General features: G+C 66.7%; 15 protein-coding genes. 3 read left to right on the forward strand and 12 right to left on the reverse strand.

Annotated features, from left to right (window positions below):
- Nucleotides 1-7: 7 nt before the first annotated feature.
- From ACFWPH_RS02325 to ACFWPH_RS02380, 12 genes are all read right to left on the reverse strand, one after another.
- The gene (locus ACFWPH_RS02325; RefSeq protein WP_378747647.1) at nucleotides 8-1,279 is read right to left on the reverse strand and encodes a cytochrome P450; all 1,272 of its coding nucleotides are present in this window, start codon (nucleotides 1,277-1,279) and stop codon (nucleotides 8-10) included.
- On the reverse strand, nucleotides 1,276-1,899 hold the full coding sequence (locus ACFWPH_RS02330; protein ID WP_051157624.1) for an ATP/GTP-binding protein: 624 nt from the start codon (nucleotides 1,897-1,899) through the stop codon (nucleotides 1,276-1,278). The genes ACFWPH_RS02325 and ACFWPH_RS02330 overlap by 4 nt, the downstream gene beginning before the upstream one ends.
- On the reverse strand, nucleotides 1,874-2,221 hold the full coding sequence (locus ACFWPH_RS02335) for a DUF742 domain-containing protein (RefSeq protein ID WP_033241677.1): 348 nt from the start codon (nucleotides 2,219-2,221) through the stop codon (nucleotides 1,874-1,876). Before ACFWPH_RS02335 ends, ACFWPH_RS02330 begins: the two co-directional genes overlap by 26 nt.
- A complete protein-coding gene (locus ACFWPH_RS02340; RefSeq protein ID WP_051157625.1) occupies nucleotides 2,218-2,652 on the reverse strand; it encodes a roadblock/LC7 domain-containing protein in 435 nt (144 codons plus the stop codon). The genes ACFWPH_RS02335 and ACFWPH_RS02340 overlap by 4 nt, the downstream gene beginning before the upstream one ends.
- Nucleotides 2,652-4,226: an ATP-binding protein gene (locus tag ACFWPH_RS02345; protein ID WP_378747649.1), complete on the reverse strand. Its 1,575-nt coding sequence runs from the start codon at nucleotides 4,224-4,226 to the stop codon at nucleotides 2,652-2,654. Before ACFWPH_RS02345 ends, ACFWPH_RS02340 begins: the two co-directional genes overlap by 1 nt.
- Nucleotides 4,227-5,054: 828 nt before the next feature.
- Nucleotides 5,055-5,438 (reverse strand): metal-sulfur cluster assembly factor, encoded by a 384-nt coding sequence (locus ACFWPH_RS02350; RefSeq protein ID WP_280460499.1) that lies wholly within the window; start codon nucleotides 5,436-5,438, stop codon nucleotides 5,055-5,057.
- Nucleotides 5,435-5,941 carry a Fe-S cluster assembly sulfur transfer protein SufU gene (gene sufU / locus ACFWPH_RS02355; protein ID WP_378747651.1) on the reverse strand — a complete coding sequence of 169 codons (507 nt, stop codon included), beginning with the start codon at nucleotides 5,939-5,941 and terminating at the stop codon, nucleotides 5,435-5,437. Before sufU ends, ACFWPH_RS02350 begins: the two co-directional genes overlap by 4 nt.
- Before the next feature lie 3 nt (nucleotides 5,942-5,944).
- On the reverse strand, nucleotides 5,945-7,198 hold the full coding sequence (locus ACFWPH_RS02360) for a cysteine desulfurase (RefSeq protein WP_378747652.1): 1,254 nt from the start codon (nucleotides 7,196-7,198) through the stop codon (nucleotides 5,945-5,947).
- Between the two features lies 1 nt (nucleotide 7,199).
- The gene (gene sufC / locus ACFWPH_RS02365; protein WP_378747654.1) at nucleotides 7,200-7,970 is read right to left on the reverse strand and encodes a Fe-S cluster assembly ATPase SufC; all 771 of its coding nucleotides are present in this window, start codon (nucleotides 7,968-7,970) and stop codon (nucleotides 7,200-7,202) included.
- A gap of 41 nt (nucleotides 7,971-8,011) precedes the next feature.
- Nucleotides 8,012-9,142, reverse strand: coding sequence for a Fe-S cluster assembly protein SufD (sufD, locus tag ACFWPH_RS02370; RefSeq protein WP_378748214.1), 1,131 nt, complete (start codon nucleotides 9,140-9,142; stop codon nucleotides 8,012-8,014).
- An 83-nt stretch (nucleotides 9,143-9,225) separates the two neighbouring features.
- Nucleotides 9,226-10,662, reverse strand: coding sequence for a Fe-S cluster assembly protein SufB (sufB, locus tag ACFWPH_RS02375; RefSeq protein WP_378747655.1), 1,437 nt, complete (start codon nucleotides 10,660-10,662; stop codon nucleotides 9,226-9,228).
- On the reverse strand, nucleotides 10,659-11,591 hold the full coding sequence (locus ACFWPH_RS02380) for a helix-turn-helix transcriptional regulator (protein WP_378747656.1): 933 nt from the start codon (nucleotides 11,589-11,591) through the stop codon (nucleotides 10,659-10,661). Before ACFWPH_RS02380 ends, sufB begins: the two co-directional genes overlap by 4 nt.
- A gap of 470 nt (nucleotides 11,592-12,061) precedes the next feature.
- Here ACFWPH_RS02380 and mptB point away from each other — a divergent pair, with 470 nt between their 5' ends.
- The 3 genes from mptB (at nucleotide 12,062) to ACFWPH_RS02395 (ending at nucleotide 15,564) form a co-directional block, all read left to right on the forward strand.
- Nucleotides 12,062-13,723, forward strand: a complete 1,662-nt coding sequence (gene mptB / locus ACFWPH_RS02385) for a polyprenol phosphomannose-dependent alpha 1,6 mannosyltransferase MptB (RefSeq protein ID WP_378748215.1) — start codon at nucleotides 12,062-12,064, stop codon at nucleotides 13,721-13,723.
- Nucleotides 13,720-14,655, forward strand: a complete 936-nt coding sequence (locus ACFWPH_RS02390; RefSeq protein ID WP_280417508.1) for an ABC transporter ATP-binding protein — start codon at nucleotides 13,720-13,722, stop codon at nucleotides 14,653-14,655. Before mptB ends, ACFWPH_RS02390 begins: the two co-directional genes overlap by 4 nt.
- Before the next feature lie 117 nt (nucleotides 14,656-14,772).
- Nucleotides 14,773-15,564: an ABC transporter permease gene (locus tag ACFWPH_RS02395; protein WP_378747658.1), complete on the forward strand. Its 792-nt coding sequence runs from the start codon at nucleotides 14,773-14,775 to the stop codon at nucleotides 15,562-15,564.
- Nucleotides 15,565-15,623: the final 59 nt, after the last annotated feature.

Raw genomic sequence — 15,623 nt, forward strand, 5'->3', positions numbered from 1 at the left:
GTTCTCCTTAAACGGTATTCAGGGGCGGCGAGGGCGGGAAGACGACCGGCAACGCCGCCAGGGCCCGGTGGAAAGGCCCCGGGCGCCAGCCGAGTTCCTCGGACGGCACCGCAAGTTCCAACTCCGGGAGCGCGTCGAGCAGCAGGTCGATCGCTCCCTGGACCACGACGAGCGCCGGAGACTGCGCCGGACAGGTATGCGGTCCGATACTCCAGGCCAGATGGGACCGGTTACCGATATGGTCGCCACCCCGGATGGCCGGATCGTTGTTACACGCGGCCAGGCTGATCAGCACCGGCTGGTGGGCCGGTAGCCACGTGTTCTCCACGAGAATCGGCTGACGCGGGTAGGTGGTGCAGAAATTCGCCATCGGAGGGTCGTTGAACAACACCTCGTCGAGCGCGTCCCGGGTGGACAGACTGCCGCCGAGCATACTTCCGCCGAACCGCTCATCGGTCATCATCAGCAGCAGGGTGTTGTTGATCAGGTTCTGCTGCGGTTCCACACCGGCGCCGTAGAAGCTGATCAGATTCGACAGCAGCTCTTCGTCGTCCAGTTTCGCCGGATGGTGGACCAGCCGTGAGGTGACATCGTTACCGGGATCGGACCGCTTCTGGAAGATCAGCTCCATCAACGCTTCGCTCAGATGGTTCATCCCCCACTCGGCGTTGACCGTATCGAACAGCGCGGCCATCCCGTTGGCCACCCGCTCCCCCAGTTCCGGTGTGCAGCCGACCATCCGGTTGAGCACCTCGAAAACCAGGGGGAAGGCGTATTGCATGACGAGATCGGCTTTACCGGTCCCGCAGAACGAGTTGATCAGCGGAACGGCGATCCGCTCCACCGTCTGGTTCAACTCGTGCAGGTCGATCCCGTCGATCGCGTGCACATACGCCTGGCGATAGCGCAGATGCAGATCACCGCTGTTACGCAGCGCATTCGGATACCACTCCATCATCGGCCGGATCGGCGAATCGGGTGGGATACTGGCCTGCCAGGTCCGCGGATCGGCGGGAAAACGATCGGGATCGTTGAGAATCCGGACCGCCGCCTCGTACCCGATCACCAGGGTGGCCGGAACGTCCGGCGCCAGGTCGATGGGAACCAGGGAACCGTACCGGCTGCGCATCGCGGCATAGGCGCGATGCGGATCGCCGGCGAATTCCTCGGTGTAGAGACTGAATCGTGGGCCAACGCCTCCGGTGGGCTCTCCGTGGACCACCGGGCTGCCGGTGAACGGAGGTTGTTGCTGCGGAACCGGAGAGTGCTGCGTGGTCAAAGACGAGACTCCAATCGATGGAACAGATATTCGACGAGCGTGATCAGCCCCTGCAGGCAGGTGCGCCGATCCCGGGCGTCGAGTGCGACGAGTGGAGTGTCTTCGGTCAGGTCGAGCGCTTCACGAATCTCCGACAACGGATAGCGATTCGATCCCTCGAACTCGTTCACCCCGACCGCATAGGGCACACCACGCTCTTCCAGCGTAGCGAGCACCTCGTCGGCCTTTTCGATCCGGCGGGTGTCGACCAGCACCAGGGCGCCCAGGGCGCCCTTGGCCAGTTCTTCCCACAGCGGGATGAACCGCTGCTGCCCCGGCGTGCCGAAAAGGTACAGCGCCAACTCGGGATTGAGTGTGATGCGGCCGAAATCCATCGCGACCGTGGTCGTTGTTTTCGACCCCAGCCCGCCCAGATCATCGATCCCGACGCTGGCCTCGGTGATGGTCTCCTCGGTACGCAGCGGTTTGATCTCCGAAACACTGCTCACGAAGGTGGTTTTGCCGACGCCGAAATTACCGGCGACCAGCAATTTCACCGACCGGGTCACCGTCTCCGCAACATAGTCGACCGCGCGGCCGTAATCCGCGGACCGATCAGGCCGGGAGAGCACGGAGCCCATTGAGTACCTCCTCGAGCAGGGCGATCTCCGGCATGATCTCCGCCGGGGTCGGGATATTCAGGTGTCCGCTGTCCAGCAGATCGGAGACGACGATCGTCACCACCGACGGCGGCAGGTCGAGATACGCGGCGACCTCCGCGATCGACAGGGCACCACGAGCGCATACATCGACCACTCGGCGCGCGTCCGGGGTGGCGCCCGGCGCCGGGTCCGATACGGCGACGACAAGCGTCACCAGGCCCAGCTCGCGGGTCGGACGCGAGCGCCCGCCGGTCCGCACGTAGGCACGGACCAGGTCTGGGTCACGCCGCGACCGGCTCATTGCAGATCGCCGCCGTGTGCGCCTCTGCGGGGCTCACTACCGAGCTCGTGGCCCACCCGGCCGGCCAGCTCGTTCATGCGATGCGCGATGAGACCCACATCGATATCGGTCATGGTCGCCACGCCGAGCAGCGCACCCTCGCCGGCGGCGGTGATCATGATCATGCCCTGGTCGTATTCGGTCATGTTCTGCCGCACATCGTTTCCGGTGCTGCCGCAGAACTCCCCGAGCGCCTTGCCCAGCGAGCGCAGCCCCGAGGCCGCGGCCGCGAACCGTTCGGCATCGTCTTTGGCGATACCGGCAGAATGCGCGATACGCAGTCCGTCCTCGGAGAGCAGAACGGCAAATCGGACGCCGGGAACCTCGAGATCGTCCAGTAACCAGCCCAGTTTATTGGTGCTGTCTGATACCACTGTCCTCGGTGAACCCATCAGGATGTCATCCCTTCGGTGTTTTCGGTTGCGGCGGCTCGGCCGCTCTTGGAGCCGCTCTGCCAGGCGGCGGCGATATCGGGGCGAGCCTGCCCCGGTTCGGTCCTGGGTTGCCCGGACAGACGATCGTTGATATCCGCGGGTACGGCCGCGGCACGGCGTCGCCGCCTGGGCAGACCACCGCTGGTGATGTCGTGCACGGTTGTCCGCTGTTCGGTGCCGCTGTCCTCGGCGGATTCGCCCGCCGAGGCCCATTCGCCGGGCGCCGGTGCCTCGGCGGCGGGTACCGCGGCGTGGGCGCCGGTCTCGGTGGCGGCATGCGCACCGCCCCGGGCCGGCATCGTGCCGCCGGTCAGGGCATTGCCGTTACCACTCGATACCGAGGAGGCCTGGCCGCCGGGTACCGCGGCGAGTTCCCGGGGGGCCGGACCGCCGTTGGAGAGAGCGTCGTTGTCGTTATCGGCCTTTGGAGCGACCAGCAGTGCCTCCGGAATGTAGACCATGGCGCGCATACCGCCGTAGGCGTTCGGGCCGTCGATGTAGACGGTGAACCCGTAGCGGCGAGCGAGGGCGGCGATGCCGGGGAAACCGACCTTGGGGGCCGGGCCCAGCTGATGGATATCGACCGTGCGTTCGTTGGCCAGAACCTGGCGCGACTCCTCCATCTGCTCGGCGTTCATCCGCACGCCGGCGTCGTCGACGATCACGGTCACGCCGTGATGGCCTTCCTGGAAGGTGACGTCGACGAACGAGGTGGGCGGCGAATAGCGCAGGGCGTTGTCGATGAGCGAGGCCAGGGTGTGTACCAGCGGTTCCACCGCGCGGCTGATGACGACGCGGTCGAGCTGGGCGGGCCGTACGCGCAGATAGTCGCGCACACGGCCGGTCGCGCCGCCCACCACATCGGTGAGCGACTGGGCGGGCCAACGGCGGCCGGGCAGGCCACCACAGACGATCACATAGGACTGCGCCTGGCGGATCATCTGCTGCACGGTGTGGTCGATACGGATGAGGGTCTCGTATACGCGGTCGTCGCGGTGTTCGCGCAGCGCGGCGCTCACCACCTGGCTGACGTCGGCGCCGAGGCTCACCACCGAGGTACCGAAGGAACGCACCGCGGCGCTGGTCGCTTCGCGCGCAAGAGATTCGGCGCGTTCGCGGCCGCTGTCGGCCTCGGTGCGCACGCTCTGCTCGGCCGCGGCGACGGCGGCGCGGGTTTGTTCCTCGGTTTCGCGGGTGACGGTTTCACGGGTTTCGCTCTGGACGGTGCGCAGATCCTCGGACACCCGATCGAGGATCCAGCGCAGGCACTGCGCGAAACGCGAGTTCTCGAGTCCCGGCGGCACTTCGGGACCGACGGCGGTCTGTTCGAACCGGCGTACGGATTCCGAGAGCGCGGGCAGTGTACTGGCAGCGAGATGTTCGAGGGCATCTTCGCGAACGGCCAGCTCCCGCTCGAGTACGGAGAGGCGCTTCTGTTGTTCGCGCACGGCCCGAACGGCGTACCACGCCACGCCGAGCACCAGTAAGGTGGCGAGGATCCAGGGAAGCAGCACGGCGGTATTCAGATTCATCAGCTTTCTCGTCGTTGACGGGGCTCGAGGTGCGCCACGCGGTGCCGTGGCAGGCCACGGCGCTTCGTCTCGCCTTCCTCGCGACGCCGACCATGTTCGCCCCTGGCCGGATGAGGTCCGCGCCGGGCACCAGCGGTCCGGTCGGTGACATATCCCTTAGGCACTTTCGGCTACTCGAAAGTAACTAAGGGACAAGTCATTCGGCCGTTCGCTGACCATCGGAGCACATCCTCGATGGCCCGGAACCCGACGACTCGCTCACAGTAGCAGCATTGTCGTGAACTCTCTCAATAACGGTCGATAATCGATTGTCACCGATCCGTGATAGTGCCGGGACCTCGCGGAATGCGGAAAGGTATTGCGCTGGTGAAGATCACGAACTCGATTCCCCTCACGGCGACCCCGCGGACTCGCGCGTGCCACAGCCCACATCGCGCGACCGTCCCCTATCACCAGCGACGGAACCGAAACCGGACCGACCGGTCGGCGATTGGCAACGCGCGCCGAAAATTGATATTGGAGGCTCGGCCGAATCTCCCGGCCATACGGCCGATACCGGTGCCGGCCGCGCGGAAAACAATAATGCCGCTCTACACAATCCCCGCCCCGGCCGCAGAACTCGGCTGCGCGAATATGTCCGGGATCCGATACCACACCGGCATTAACGCAAGGAAATGCGACCGTTTCCGATCGAGGCCGTAGCGGTCCATACCAGTGGACGGCTTCCGGCTGCCAGTCCGGACCAATTCGGGTATAGACCAATTTCGGGCGGCGACCGATAGGTCGCCGCCCGAATTCGGCATCGCCGAAGTTGTGCCGAGGTCCCGCCTAGACGGTGAAACCCAGCGCCCGCAACTGTTCCCGGCCGTCCTCGGTGATCTTGTCGGGACCCCACGGCGGCATCCAGACCCAGTTGATCTTCAGATCGTCGACCAGTCCGCTGCGCACCAGCGCATTCCGCGACTGATCCTCGATGACATCGGTGAGCGGGCAGGCCGCAGAAGTCAGGGTCATATCGAGTACCGCGGTGCTCTCCTCGACCCGCATGCCGTACACCAGGCCCAGATCCACGACATTGATACCGAGCTCGGGATCGACCACATCGCGCATCGCCTCCTCGAGATCGGCGAGCTGCGCGAGATCCTCGGCCGACAGTTCGGCCTCGGCGGGTGCGGGATCCGCGGTGGATTCGGTGGCGGATGTTTCGGTCATGATGTTTCCCCGTTCCGTACTCGGTCGGTCTCCGGCGTCGCGGCGGCCGGGGCGACGGCATCGGCGGCACCGTCGATCCGGAGCACCGCATCCTTGAACGCCATCCAGCCCAGAAGAGCACATTTCACGCGGGCCGGATACTTGGCAACACCGGCGAAGGCGATCCCGTCGCCGATGACGTCCTCGTCGCCCTCGACGGTACCCCGGCTGCCGATCATCTCGTTGAACGAGTCGACGACGCCCAGCGCCTCACCCACCGGCAGGCCGATCACCTGATCGGTGAGCACCGAGATCGACGCCTGGCTGATCGAACAGCCCTGCCCGTCGTAGGACACATCGGCGACATCCCCGGCGTCGCCGAGATGCACCCGCAGGGTCACTTCGTCGCCGCAGGTCGGGTTCACATGGTGCACCTCGGCGCCGTACGGATCCCGCAACCCGCGATTGTGCGGGTGCTTGTAGTGATCCAGGATCACTTCCTGGTACATCTGTTCCATACGCATGTTCTAGGCAACCCCGAAGAAGCTCTGGGCCTTCCGCACCGCGGCGACCAGTTTCTCCACCTCGTCCACGGTGTTGTACAGCGCGAACGAGGCACGGGCGGTCGCGGCGATACCGAAGCGCCGGTGCAGCGGCCAGGCGCAATGGTGGCCGACCCGGATGGCGACACCCTCGTCGTCCAGGATCTGGCCCAGGTCGTGCGCGTGGATACCGTCGGCGACGAAGGCCACCGCACCACCGCGGTCGACGTTGTCGGTCGGCCCGACGATCCGGATACCCGGCACCGCGCCCAGGCCTTCCAGCGCCGCCTCGACCAGGGTGTGCTCGTGCGCGGCCACCGCGTCCATGCCGATTTCCCGCAGATAGCGCACCGCGGCCCCGAGCCCGACCACCTGCGAGGTCATCGGCACCCCGGCCTCGAACCGCTGCGGCGGCGGCGCGTAGGTGGTCTCCTCCATGGTGACCGTTTCGATCATCGAGCCGCCGGTGATGAACGGCGGGGTCTCGGTGAGCAGATCCCGTTTGCCGTACAGCACACCCACACCCGACGGGCCGAGCATCTTGTGCCCGGAGAACGCGGCGAAGTCCACGTCCAGGGCACGGAAGTCGACCGGCGCGTGCGGTACCGACTGGCAGGCGTCCAGCACCACCAGCGCACCGACGGCGTGGGCCCGGCGCACGAGCTCGGCGACCGGCGCCACCGCTCCGGTGACATTGGACTGGTGGGTGAAGGCCACGACCTTGGTGGCCGGCGAGAGTTCCAGCGACGACAGATCGATCCGGCCGTCCTCGGTCACCCCGTACCAGCGCAGGGTCGCGCCGGTCCGCCGCGCCAGCTCCTGCCACGGCACCAGGTTCGCATGGTGTTCGAGTTCGGTGATCACGATCTCGTCGCCGGGACCCACGTGGTACGGGAACCGCGCGTCGGCGAAGGAGTACGTCACCAGATTCAGCGATTCGGTGGCGTTCTTGGTGAACACGATCTCGTCGGCCTCGGCGCCGACGAATCCGGCGATCTCGGCGCGGGCCGCCTCGTAGGCGTCGGTGGCCTCCTCGGACAGCTGATGCGCGCCCCGGTGCACCGCCGAATTGCTTTCGAGCAGGAAATCGCGTTCGGCGTCCAGCACCGCCAGCGGCCGCTGCGAGGTGGCACCGGAATCCAGGTACACCAGCGGCTTCCCGTCCCGGACCGTACGGTTCAGGATCGGGAAGTCGGCCCGGATCCGGGCGACATCGAAGGCGGGAAGGGTCGCAGTCATATCACGCTCCGGCGGTGGCAGTCTGAGTGAATTTCACATAGCCGTTGGCGTCCAGTTCCTCGGCCAGTTCCGCGCCGCCCTCGGCGACGATGCGGCCGCCCACGAAGACGTGCACGAACTGCGGCTGGATATAGCGCAGGATGCGGGTGTAGTGGGTGATCAGCAGAACGCCGCCGTTGTCCCGCTCCTTGTAGCGGTTGACGCCCTCGGACACGATACGCAACGCGTCCACGTCCAGGCCCGAATCGGTTTCGTCGAGGATGGCGATCTTCGGCTTGAGCAGGCCCAGCTGCAGGATCTCGTGCCGCTTCTTCTCACCGCCGGAGAAGCCCTCGTTCACACTGCGGTCGGCGAAGGCAGCGTCGATATCGAGTTCGTTCATCGATTCCTTCACCTCCTTCACCCAGTGCCGCAGCTTCGGCGCCTCGCCGCGCACCGAGGTGGCGGCGGTCCGCAGGAAGTTGGACATGGAGACCCCGGGAACCTCGACGGGGTACTGCATCGCCAGGAACAGGCCGGCGCGCGCCCGCTCGTCCACCGACATCTCCAGCACGTCCTCACCGTCGAGGGTGATCGAGCCGCTGGTGACGGTGTACTTGGGATGTCCGGCGATCGCATAGGACAGAGTCGACTTACCCGAGCCGTTCGGACCCATGATGGCGTGCGTCTCACCGGATTTCACGGTGAGGTTCACGCCCTTGAGGATCTTGACGGTATCGCCGTCCGGGGTGGCGACCTCGGCGTGCAGGTCCTTGATTTCCAGGGTGGTCATCGGTTTCTGAATTCCTTCGGTGGCTGTGGCTGGGTGGTCGGTCAGGCGCCGATGGCGGCGAGTTCGGCCTCGATGGCCGCCTCCAGCCGCTCGGCGACTTCGGGCACCCCGATCTTCTGGATGATCTCGTGGAAGAAACCGCGCACCACGAGACGACGCGCAGCGTCCTCCGGAATACCGCGTGCCCGTAGATAGAACAGCTGTTCGTCGTCGAAGCGACCGGTCGCCGATGCGTGCCCGGCGCCGACGATCTCACCGGTTTCGATCTCCAGGTTCGGCACCGAATCGGCGCGCGCCCCGTCGGTGAGCACGAGATTGCGGTTGATCTCGAAGGTGTCGGTGCCCTCGGCGGCGGCGCGGATCAGCACATCGCCGACCCACACCGTGCGGGCGTCGCCCTTGCGCGAATCGGGGTCGCCCTGCAATGCGCCCTTGTACAGCACGTTCGATTTGCAGTGCGGTTCCGCGTGATCGACCAGCAGGCGCTGTTCGAAATGCTGTCCGGCGTCGGCGAAGTAGAGGCCCAGCAGTTCGGCGTCGCCACCCGGCCCGGCGTAGCGGACGGTGCCGGTGAGCCGGACCAGATCGCCGCCGAGGGTGACCGCGGTATGCCGCAGGACGGCATCGCGACCGAGGTTCGCGTGGTGGGCAGTGGCGTGCACGACATCGTCGGCCCAATCCTGCACCGCGACGACAGTGAGCTTGGCGCTGTCGCCGAGGACGAATTCGACGTTCTCGGCGTAGGTCCCGCTACCGCGCTGGTCGATGACGACCGTCGCGACGGCGAATTCGGCCAGCCGCACCTGCAGATGCCCGTAGGCCGTCTTCCCCTCGCCGGGACCGGTGATCCGCACGACGACAGGGTCGGCGACCTCGGTCTCCTTGCCCACCGAGACGATCGTGGCCTGTTCGAACCCGGAGTACGCCTGAGCCGCGACCCGATCGGCTGGGGTACCGCCGGCACCCAGCCGGGTATCGTCGCGACCCACGGTCTCCACGGTCACACCGGGGGCGTCGGTCACCTCGATACGGGCCTGCCCGTCCGCGGTGGCGGTGCCGTTGTGCAGCCCGCGTAGCCGGCGCAGCGGGGTGAACCGCCACGCCTCGTCCTTCCCGGAGGGGATCTCGAAGGCGTTCACCTCGAAGGACGTGAACACCTCGCCCTTGTTGATCGCCGGTGTGCGAGCCTCGGCGGCCTCCGAAAGATTCGAAGGACGACGGGCTGTGCTTTTCGGTTCGCTCGCAAGCTCGCTCACTAGCCGACGGCTCCTTCCATCTGCAGTTCGATCAGGCGGTTGAGCTCGAGCGCGTACTCCATCGGGAGTTCCTTGGCGATGGGCTCGACGAACCCGCGCACCACCATCGCCATGGCCTCGTCCTCGGTGAGACCGCGGCTCATCAGGTAGAACAGCTGGTCCTCCGACACCTTCGAAACGGTCGCCTCATGCCCCATCGTCACGTCGTCCTCGCGGATATCGACGTAGGGGTAGGTATCGGACCGGCTCACGGTATCGACCAGCAGCGCATCGCATTTCACCGTCGACTTCGACCCGTGCGCGCCCTTGTTGACCTGGACCAGGCCGCGGTAGGAGGCGCGGCCACCGCCGCGCGCCACCGACTTGGAGACGATGGTCGAGGAGGTGTGCGGCGCCAGGTGCACCATCTTGGCGCCCGTGTCCTGATGCTGGCCCTCGCCGGCGAACGCCACCGAGAGCACCTCGCCCTTGGCGTGCTCACCGGTCATCCACACGGCCGGGTACTTCATGGTGACCTTGGAGCCGATATTGCCGTCGATCCACTCCATGGTCGCGCCCGCCTCGGCCTTGGCCCGCTTGGTGACCAGGTTGTAGACGTTGTTCGACCAGTTCTGGATGGTGGTGTAGCGGCAGCGGCCGCCCTTCTTCACGATGATCTCGACCACGGCCGAGTGCAGCGAATCCGATTTGTAGATCGGCGCGGTGCAGCCCTCGACATAGTGCACGTAGGCGTCCTCGTCGACGATGATCAGCGTGCGCTCGAACTGGCCCATGTTCTCGGTGTTGATCCGGAAGTAGGCCTGCAGCGGGATATCGACGTGCACGCCCGGCGGAACGTAGATGAACGAGCCGCCCGACCACACCGCGGTGTTCAGCGCGGAGAACTTGTTGTCACCGGCCGGGATGACGGTGCCGAAGTACTCGTGGAAGATCTCCGGGTGCTCCTTCAACGCCGTATCGGTGTCGAGGAAGATGACGCCCTGTTCCTCCAGATCCTCGCGGATCTGGTGGTAGACGACTTCGCTCTCGTACTGTGCGGCGACGCCCGAGACCAGCCGCTGCTTCTCCGCTTCCGGGATGCCCAGCTTGTCGTAGGTGTTCTTGATGTCCTCGGGGAGGTCTTCCCAGGTCTCGGCCTGCTTCTCGGTCGAGCGCACGAAGTATTTGATGTTGTCGAAGTCGATACCGTCGAGGTTGGATCCCCAGTGCGGCATCGGCTTGCGATCGAAGATGCGCAGCGCCTTGAGCCGGTTCTCCAGCATCCAGGAGGGTTCGCTCTTCTTGTCCGAGATATCGCGTACGACCTCTTCGGACAGACCACGCTGCGCACTGGCGCCCGCCACGTCCGAGTCGGCCCAGCCGTAGCCGTAGTTACCCAGTGAGGCGATGGCCTCCTCCTGGGTCAGCTGCGGCACCTGGTCGGTGGTGGTCGTCATTCGGCACTCCTTCCGGAGTCGTTCGATACGTCCGTTGCGGGCTGTGCAACGGTTGATGGTGAAGCGTTGTTCGGTTGGGGGCCGCCCGCCCGGTCCGGCAGGACGGTGAGCGGGACATGCGTGGTGCAGGCGCAGTCGCCGTTGGCGATGGTCGCCAGCCGCTGCACATGCGTGCCGAGCACTTCCCGGAAGGCCTCGAGCTCGGCCTCGCAGAGCTCGGGGAATTCCTCGGCCACATGCGAGACCGGGCAGTGGTGCTGGCAGATCTGCACACCCGCGCCCACTCGCCGGGTACTCGCGGCGAACCCGGCATCCGACAGCGCCGTAGCGATCTCGTCGGCCTTGGCCACCGTTTCGGACCGAACGGTATCGTCCCCGGTCGCGCCGGGATCGACCGACTGCCCCTTCTGCTGGGCGGGCAGCGGATCGATGCCGTCGACCAGGGTGCGTGCCCGTTTCCGGGCGAAGGCCGTCACGGCATCCTCGCCGCCGATCTCACGCAGCTGCCGGATGGCCGCACCGGCGAGATCGTCGTACGCGTGCCCGAGCATGCTGCGTCCGGCGGCGGTGAGCTGATACTGCTTGGCCGGACGTCCACGCCCCTTCTGCTGCCACGGCGCGGACCGGCCCGCCCGCGCCTGACCGGATTCGATGAGTGCGTCCAGATGGCGCCGCACGCCGGCCGGAGCCAGCCCCAGCGCGGCACCGATCGCGGTCGCGGTGATCGGGCCCTCCTCGAGCAGCAGCTGGATGATCGCCGCCCGAGTGTGTCCCTCACCGCCGATCACGGGCGCGCCGACGGACCCGGCACCGGCCCGGTGACCAGCCCCTTCGTCCACATTCGGCAAACCCACAGTTTTCACAACATCAGTGTGGCGGAATTCGTTCCCGAAATCTAATAAGGGTGCCCTGAGCAGGGTGGTCGTCATAGGGCCACCCGTCCCGGCCGGAAACCGGAAACCCCTGTTCCACCTAGAAAGTCCCGTTCACCTCGACCGGACCGAATACCTACAGTGATCTGCTTCACTCCGCCGCCGAGGCGACCGGAAACCGGATCGCGGCCCACCCGGTTGCTGTCCGGCTGCACAGGGCGGGCACTCGACCGCGAACAAGACGGGACCCGCGTCCGCGAACCGGTACGACTCCACGTCCTGCCCGGTGTCGATTCGGGAGAATACCCACAGCAGAGCAGACCATGTCCGATAACTGAGCGGTTTCCGGACGCGGCATCAACGAAGCCGGCGGCGGCCTCCTCGGCACGAGCCCGGCGATTCGGCACACCGTGTGCCGCGGCCCGGGGTCCACCGCGGACTCCGGCGAACTAGTCTCGGTGGCCGTGGCAGGACAGGCAGGCGCCCCGGGCGCATCGGCATCGCTCCGGCAGCGTGCGCTGCATCTGATGCGACGCGCCCTCGGACTGGATGTCAAAGCCTCGGATCACACCATCGCCGTCCTGCACAGCGACGAATCATCCGAGGCACCGGGGCTCGATCGCCGGGAACTGCGGCAACTGGACCGGATCCGGTTGATGGGCACCACCGGCACCGTGCTGATGGCGATCAGCGCCCTCGGTATCGGCGCACAGCCCGTGCACCAGAACCCCACGTCCGGCATGCGGGTGCTGGGCATCTTCGCGCGGGCGCACACCGGATCGCTGGCGATGTGCATGGTCGGTACTGTCACGGTCGTCCTGGCCTGGTTACTTCTCGGCCGTTTCGCCATCGGCGGCCTCGGCGGCTCACCACTGCGCCGGATCACCCGCCGTCAGCTCGACCGCACTCTGCTCGTATGGATCATCCCGCTCTGCGTCGCACCACCCATGTTCAGCAACGATGTGTACTCGTATCTCGCGCAGAGCGAGATCACCGCACGCGGGATCGATCCCTATGTGGAAGGCCCGGTCGCGGGCCTCGGCATCGACAATGTCCTCACCAACAATGTCCCGAACATCTGGCGCGAGACCCCGGCACCGTACGGCCCGCTGTTCCTGTGGATAGGTCACGGTATCGCCGAGATCACCGGCGACAACATCCTCGCCGGGGTCTGGGTACACCGGCTGCTGGCGCTGGCGGGGGTCGCGCTGATCGTCTGGGCGCTACCGCGCCTGTCGGTGCGCTGCGGGGTGGCGCCGGTGAGCGCCCTCTGGCTGGGCGTGGCCAATCCGCTGGTGCTCTTCCACCTCATCGGCGGTGTGCACAACGACGCGCTGATGCTCGGGCTGATGCTGGCCGGGCTGGAACTCATGTTGCGCGCCATCCACGGCGTGCCGGGCGACGGGGGGCCACCGCCGCTGGACGTCCGCGGCTGGGCGTTGCTGATCGGCGGTGCGATCACCGTCAGCCTCTCCTCGTCGGTCAAGATCACGTCGATCATCGTGCTCGGGTTCGCGGGTATGGCACTGGCCCGGCGCTGGGGTCCGGGGATCCGACCGGTCATCAAAGCCGCGGCGATACTCGGAGTCGTCGCGGCGCTGACAACGCTGGTGATCAGCACGGCGAGCGGTCTCGGATTCGGCTGGCTCGATACGGTCAGCGTGGCCAACGCGGTACGCAGCTGGATGTCACTGCCGACGGCACTGGGGATCATCACCGGCTTCGGCGGTGTGCTGCTGGGATTGGGCGACCACACCACGGCGCTGCTGAGCATCACCCGGCCGATCGCCGGGGTGATCGCGGCCTACATCACCGTACGTATGCTCGTCGCGACCTGGACCGGCCGCATCCATCCCGTGGGCGCGCTGGGCGTATCGCTCGGCGCGATCGTGCTGCTGTTCCCGGTGGTCCAGCCGTGGTACCTGCTGTGGGCGATCGTGCCCATGGCGGCCTGGGCCACCAAACCGGTATTCCGGGTTCCGGCCATCGGTATCTCCGCGGTGGTCAGCGTGATCCTCATGCCGCGCGGCGCCGACCTCGAGGTTTTCCAGATCGTCGGGTCCGCGGTCGCGACGGTGATCGTGTCCGTGCTGTTCATCGTGGTCACCCGCAACGCCTTGCCGTGGCGCACTCAGCAGGGGGTGTCGGCCCCGTCACAGCCGGCCGGGGCATACGGTGTGACCTCGTGACGACCGCTTCCCGTGTACCCGCCGTCCAGGTGGACCACGTCGCCAAACACTACGGCGAAACCGTCGCGGTGGACGGTATCGGTTTCACCGTCGAACCGGCGCAGGTATTCGCCCTGCTCGGGCCGAACGGGGCCGGCAAGACCACCACGGTGGAGATGTGCGAGGGATTCGTCCGCCCGGACGCGGGCTCCGTCCGTGTCCTGGGGCTCGACCCGCACACCGAGTCCGAACGGCTGCGGCCGCGGATCGGGGTGATGCTGCAGGGCGGCGGCGCGTATCCCGGGGCCCGCGCCGGCGAGATGCTGGATCTGGTCGCCTCGTATTCGGCGAATCCGCTCGACCCCGATTGGCTGCTGGGTGTGCTGGGACTGTCCGACAGCCGGCGTACCCCTTACCGGCGGCTGTCCGGCGGTCAGCAGCAGCGGCTCTCACTGGCCTGTGCGCTCGTGGGGCGGCCCGAGATCGTCTTCCTGGACGAACCGACCGCGGGGATGGACGCGCAGGCCCGGATCATGGTGTGGGAGCTGATCGACGCGCTGCGCCGCGACGGGGTCAGCGTGCTGCTCACCACCCACCTGATGGACGAGGCCGAAGAACTGGCCGACCATCTGGTGATCATCGACCACGGGCGGATCGTCGCCTCCGGCACACCCGCGGAGGTCACCGCGCACGGCGCGGCCGGACAGTTGCGATTCGCCGCCCCGCCGCGGCTGGACCTGGAGCTGCTGCAGCGTGCGCTGCCGGAGGGTTTCGCACCCACCGAAACCAGTCCCGGCTCCTATCTCGTGGAGGGCGAGATCAACCCACAGGTGCTGGCAACGGTGACCGCCTGGTGTGCCCGGGTGAACGTCCTCGCTACCGATATCCGCATCGACCAGCGCCGGCTGGAGGATGTTTTCCTGGAACTCACCGGACGGGACCTGCGCGCATGATGCGGTTGAATCTCCGCCTCCGCCGACCGCATCTGTCGGCTTCGAAGGAGGCCTGGTGATGCGATACCTCCGCTACAGCCTCCGCGCACCGCATGTATCACCGTCGAAGGAGGCCTGGTGACCAAACCGGATCTCTCGGCCAACCGGTTCGAACCGGGTATTTTCGCCCCCGCGCCCCAACCGGCACCGCGGGCGGCCATGTTGTTCGCGCAGACCCGCCTCGACCTCGTACTGCTGCTGCGCAATGGCGAGCAGTTGCTGCTCACCATGTTCATCCCGATCACGCTGCTGGTAGGACTGGCGCTACTGCCGTTCGGCGATATGGGCCCGGACAAGATCGACAAGATCGTGCCCGCCGTCATGATGGTGGCCGTGATGTCGACCGCCTTCACCGGCCAGGCCATCGCCGTCGGATTCGACCGGCGCTATGGCGCGCTCAAACGGCTGGGTGCCACTCCCCTGCCGCGATGGGGCATCGTCGCCGGTAAGAGCGGCGCGGTCCTGCTGGTGGTGATCCTGCAGGCGGTACTGCTCGGGTCGATCGGAGTCGCCCTCGGCTGGCGGCCCGGCCTCGCCGGGCTGGCACTCGGCGCGGTGCTGATCACCCTGGGGACCGCGACCTTCGCGGCCATGGGCCTGCTGCTCGGCGGCACGCTCAAGGCCGAGATCGTGCTCGCACTGGCCAATATCCTCTGGTTCGTCATGCTGGGTATCGCCAGCGTGGTCTTCGCCTCCGAAGAGCTGCCCGAGATCGTGCACACGCTGGTCCGGCTGGTGCCCTCGGGGGCGCTGGCGGTCGCCCTGGAACACGCGCTCAGCGGTAGTGTCGACTGGCTCGGCGTGGTGGTGCTACTCGTCTGGGGAACCGTCGCCGGGCTCCTGGCCGCCCGCTGGTTCCGCTTCGAATGAGTGACCACGACAACTTGTAGTAGTCCGGCTGCGGCCGTCGCAGTACCGCCCGCTACCAT

It is taken from the genome of Nocardia sp. NPDC058499, assembly GCF_042719915.1.
Lineage (GTDB): Bacteria > Actinomycetota > Actinomycetes > Mycobacteriales > Mycobacteriaceae > Nocardia.

What these genes read in the sequence shown, in the direction of transcription:
- ACFWPH_RS02330 (WP_051157624.1), bottom strand. Translation starts at nt 1,899, where the DNA reads ATGGGCTCCGTGCTCTCCCGGCCTGATCGGTCCGCGGATTACGGCCGC.
- ACFWPH_RS02335 (WP_033241677.1), bottom strand. Translation starts at nt 2,221, where the DNA reads ATGAGCCGGTCGCGGCGTGACCCAGACCTGGTCCGTGCCTACGTGCGG.
- ACFWPH_RS02340 (WP_051157625.1), bottom strand. Translation starts at nt 2,652, where the DNA reads ATGGGTTCACCGAGGACAGTGGTATCAGACAGCACCAATAAACTGGGC.
- ACFWPH_RS02345 (WP_378747649.1), bottom strand. Translation starts at nt 4,226, where the DNA reads ATGAATCTGAATACCGCCGTGCTGCTTCCCTGGATCCTCGCCACCTTA.
- ACFWPH_RS02350 (WP_280460499.1), bottom strand. Translation starts at nt 5,438, where the DNA reads ATGACCGAAACATCCGCCACCGAATCCACCGCGGATCCCGCACCCGCC.
- sufU (WP_378747651.1), bottom strand. Translation starts at nt 5,941, where the DNA reads ATGCGTATGGAACAGATGTACCAGGAAGTGATCCTGGATCACTACAAG.
- ACFWPH_RS02360 (WP_378747652.1), bottom strand. Translation starts at nt 7,198, where the DNA reads ATGACTGCGACCCTTCCCGCCTTCGATGTCGCCCGGATCCGGGCCGAC.
- sufC (WP_378747654.1), bottom strand. Translation starts at nt 7,970, where the DNA reads ATGACCACCCTGGAAATCAAGGACCTGCACGCCGAGGTCGCCACCCCG.
- sufB (WP_378747655.1), bottom strand. Translation starts at nt 10,662, where the DNA reads ATGACGACCACCACCGACCAGGTGCCGCAGCTGACCCAGGAGGAGGCC.
- ACFWPH_RS02380 (WP_378747656.1), bottom strand. Translation starts at nt 11,591, where the DNA reads ATGACGACCACCCTGCTCAGGGCACCCTTATTAGATTTCGGGAACGAA.
- mptB (WP_378748215.1), top strand. Translation starts at nt 12,062, where the DNA reads ATGCGACGCGCCCTCGGACTGGATGTCAAAGCCTCGGATCACACCATC.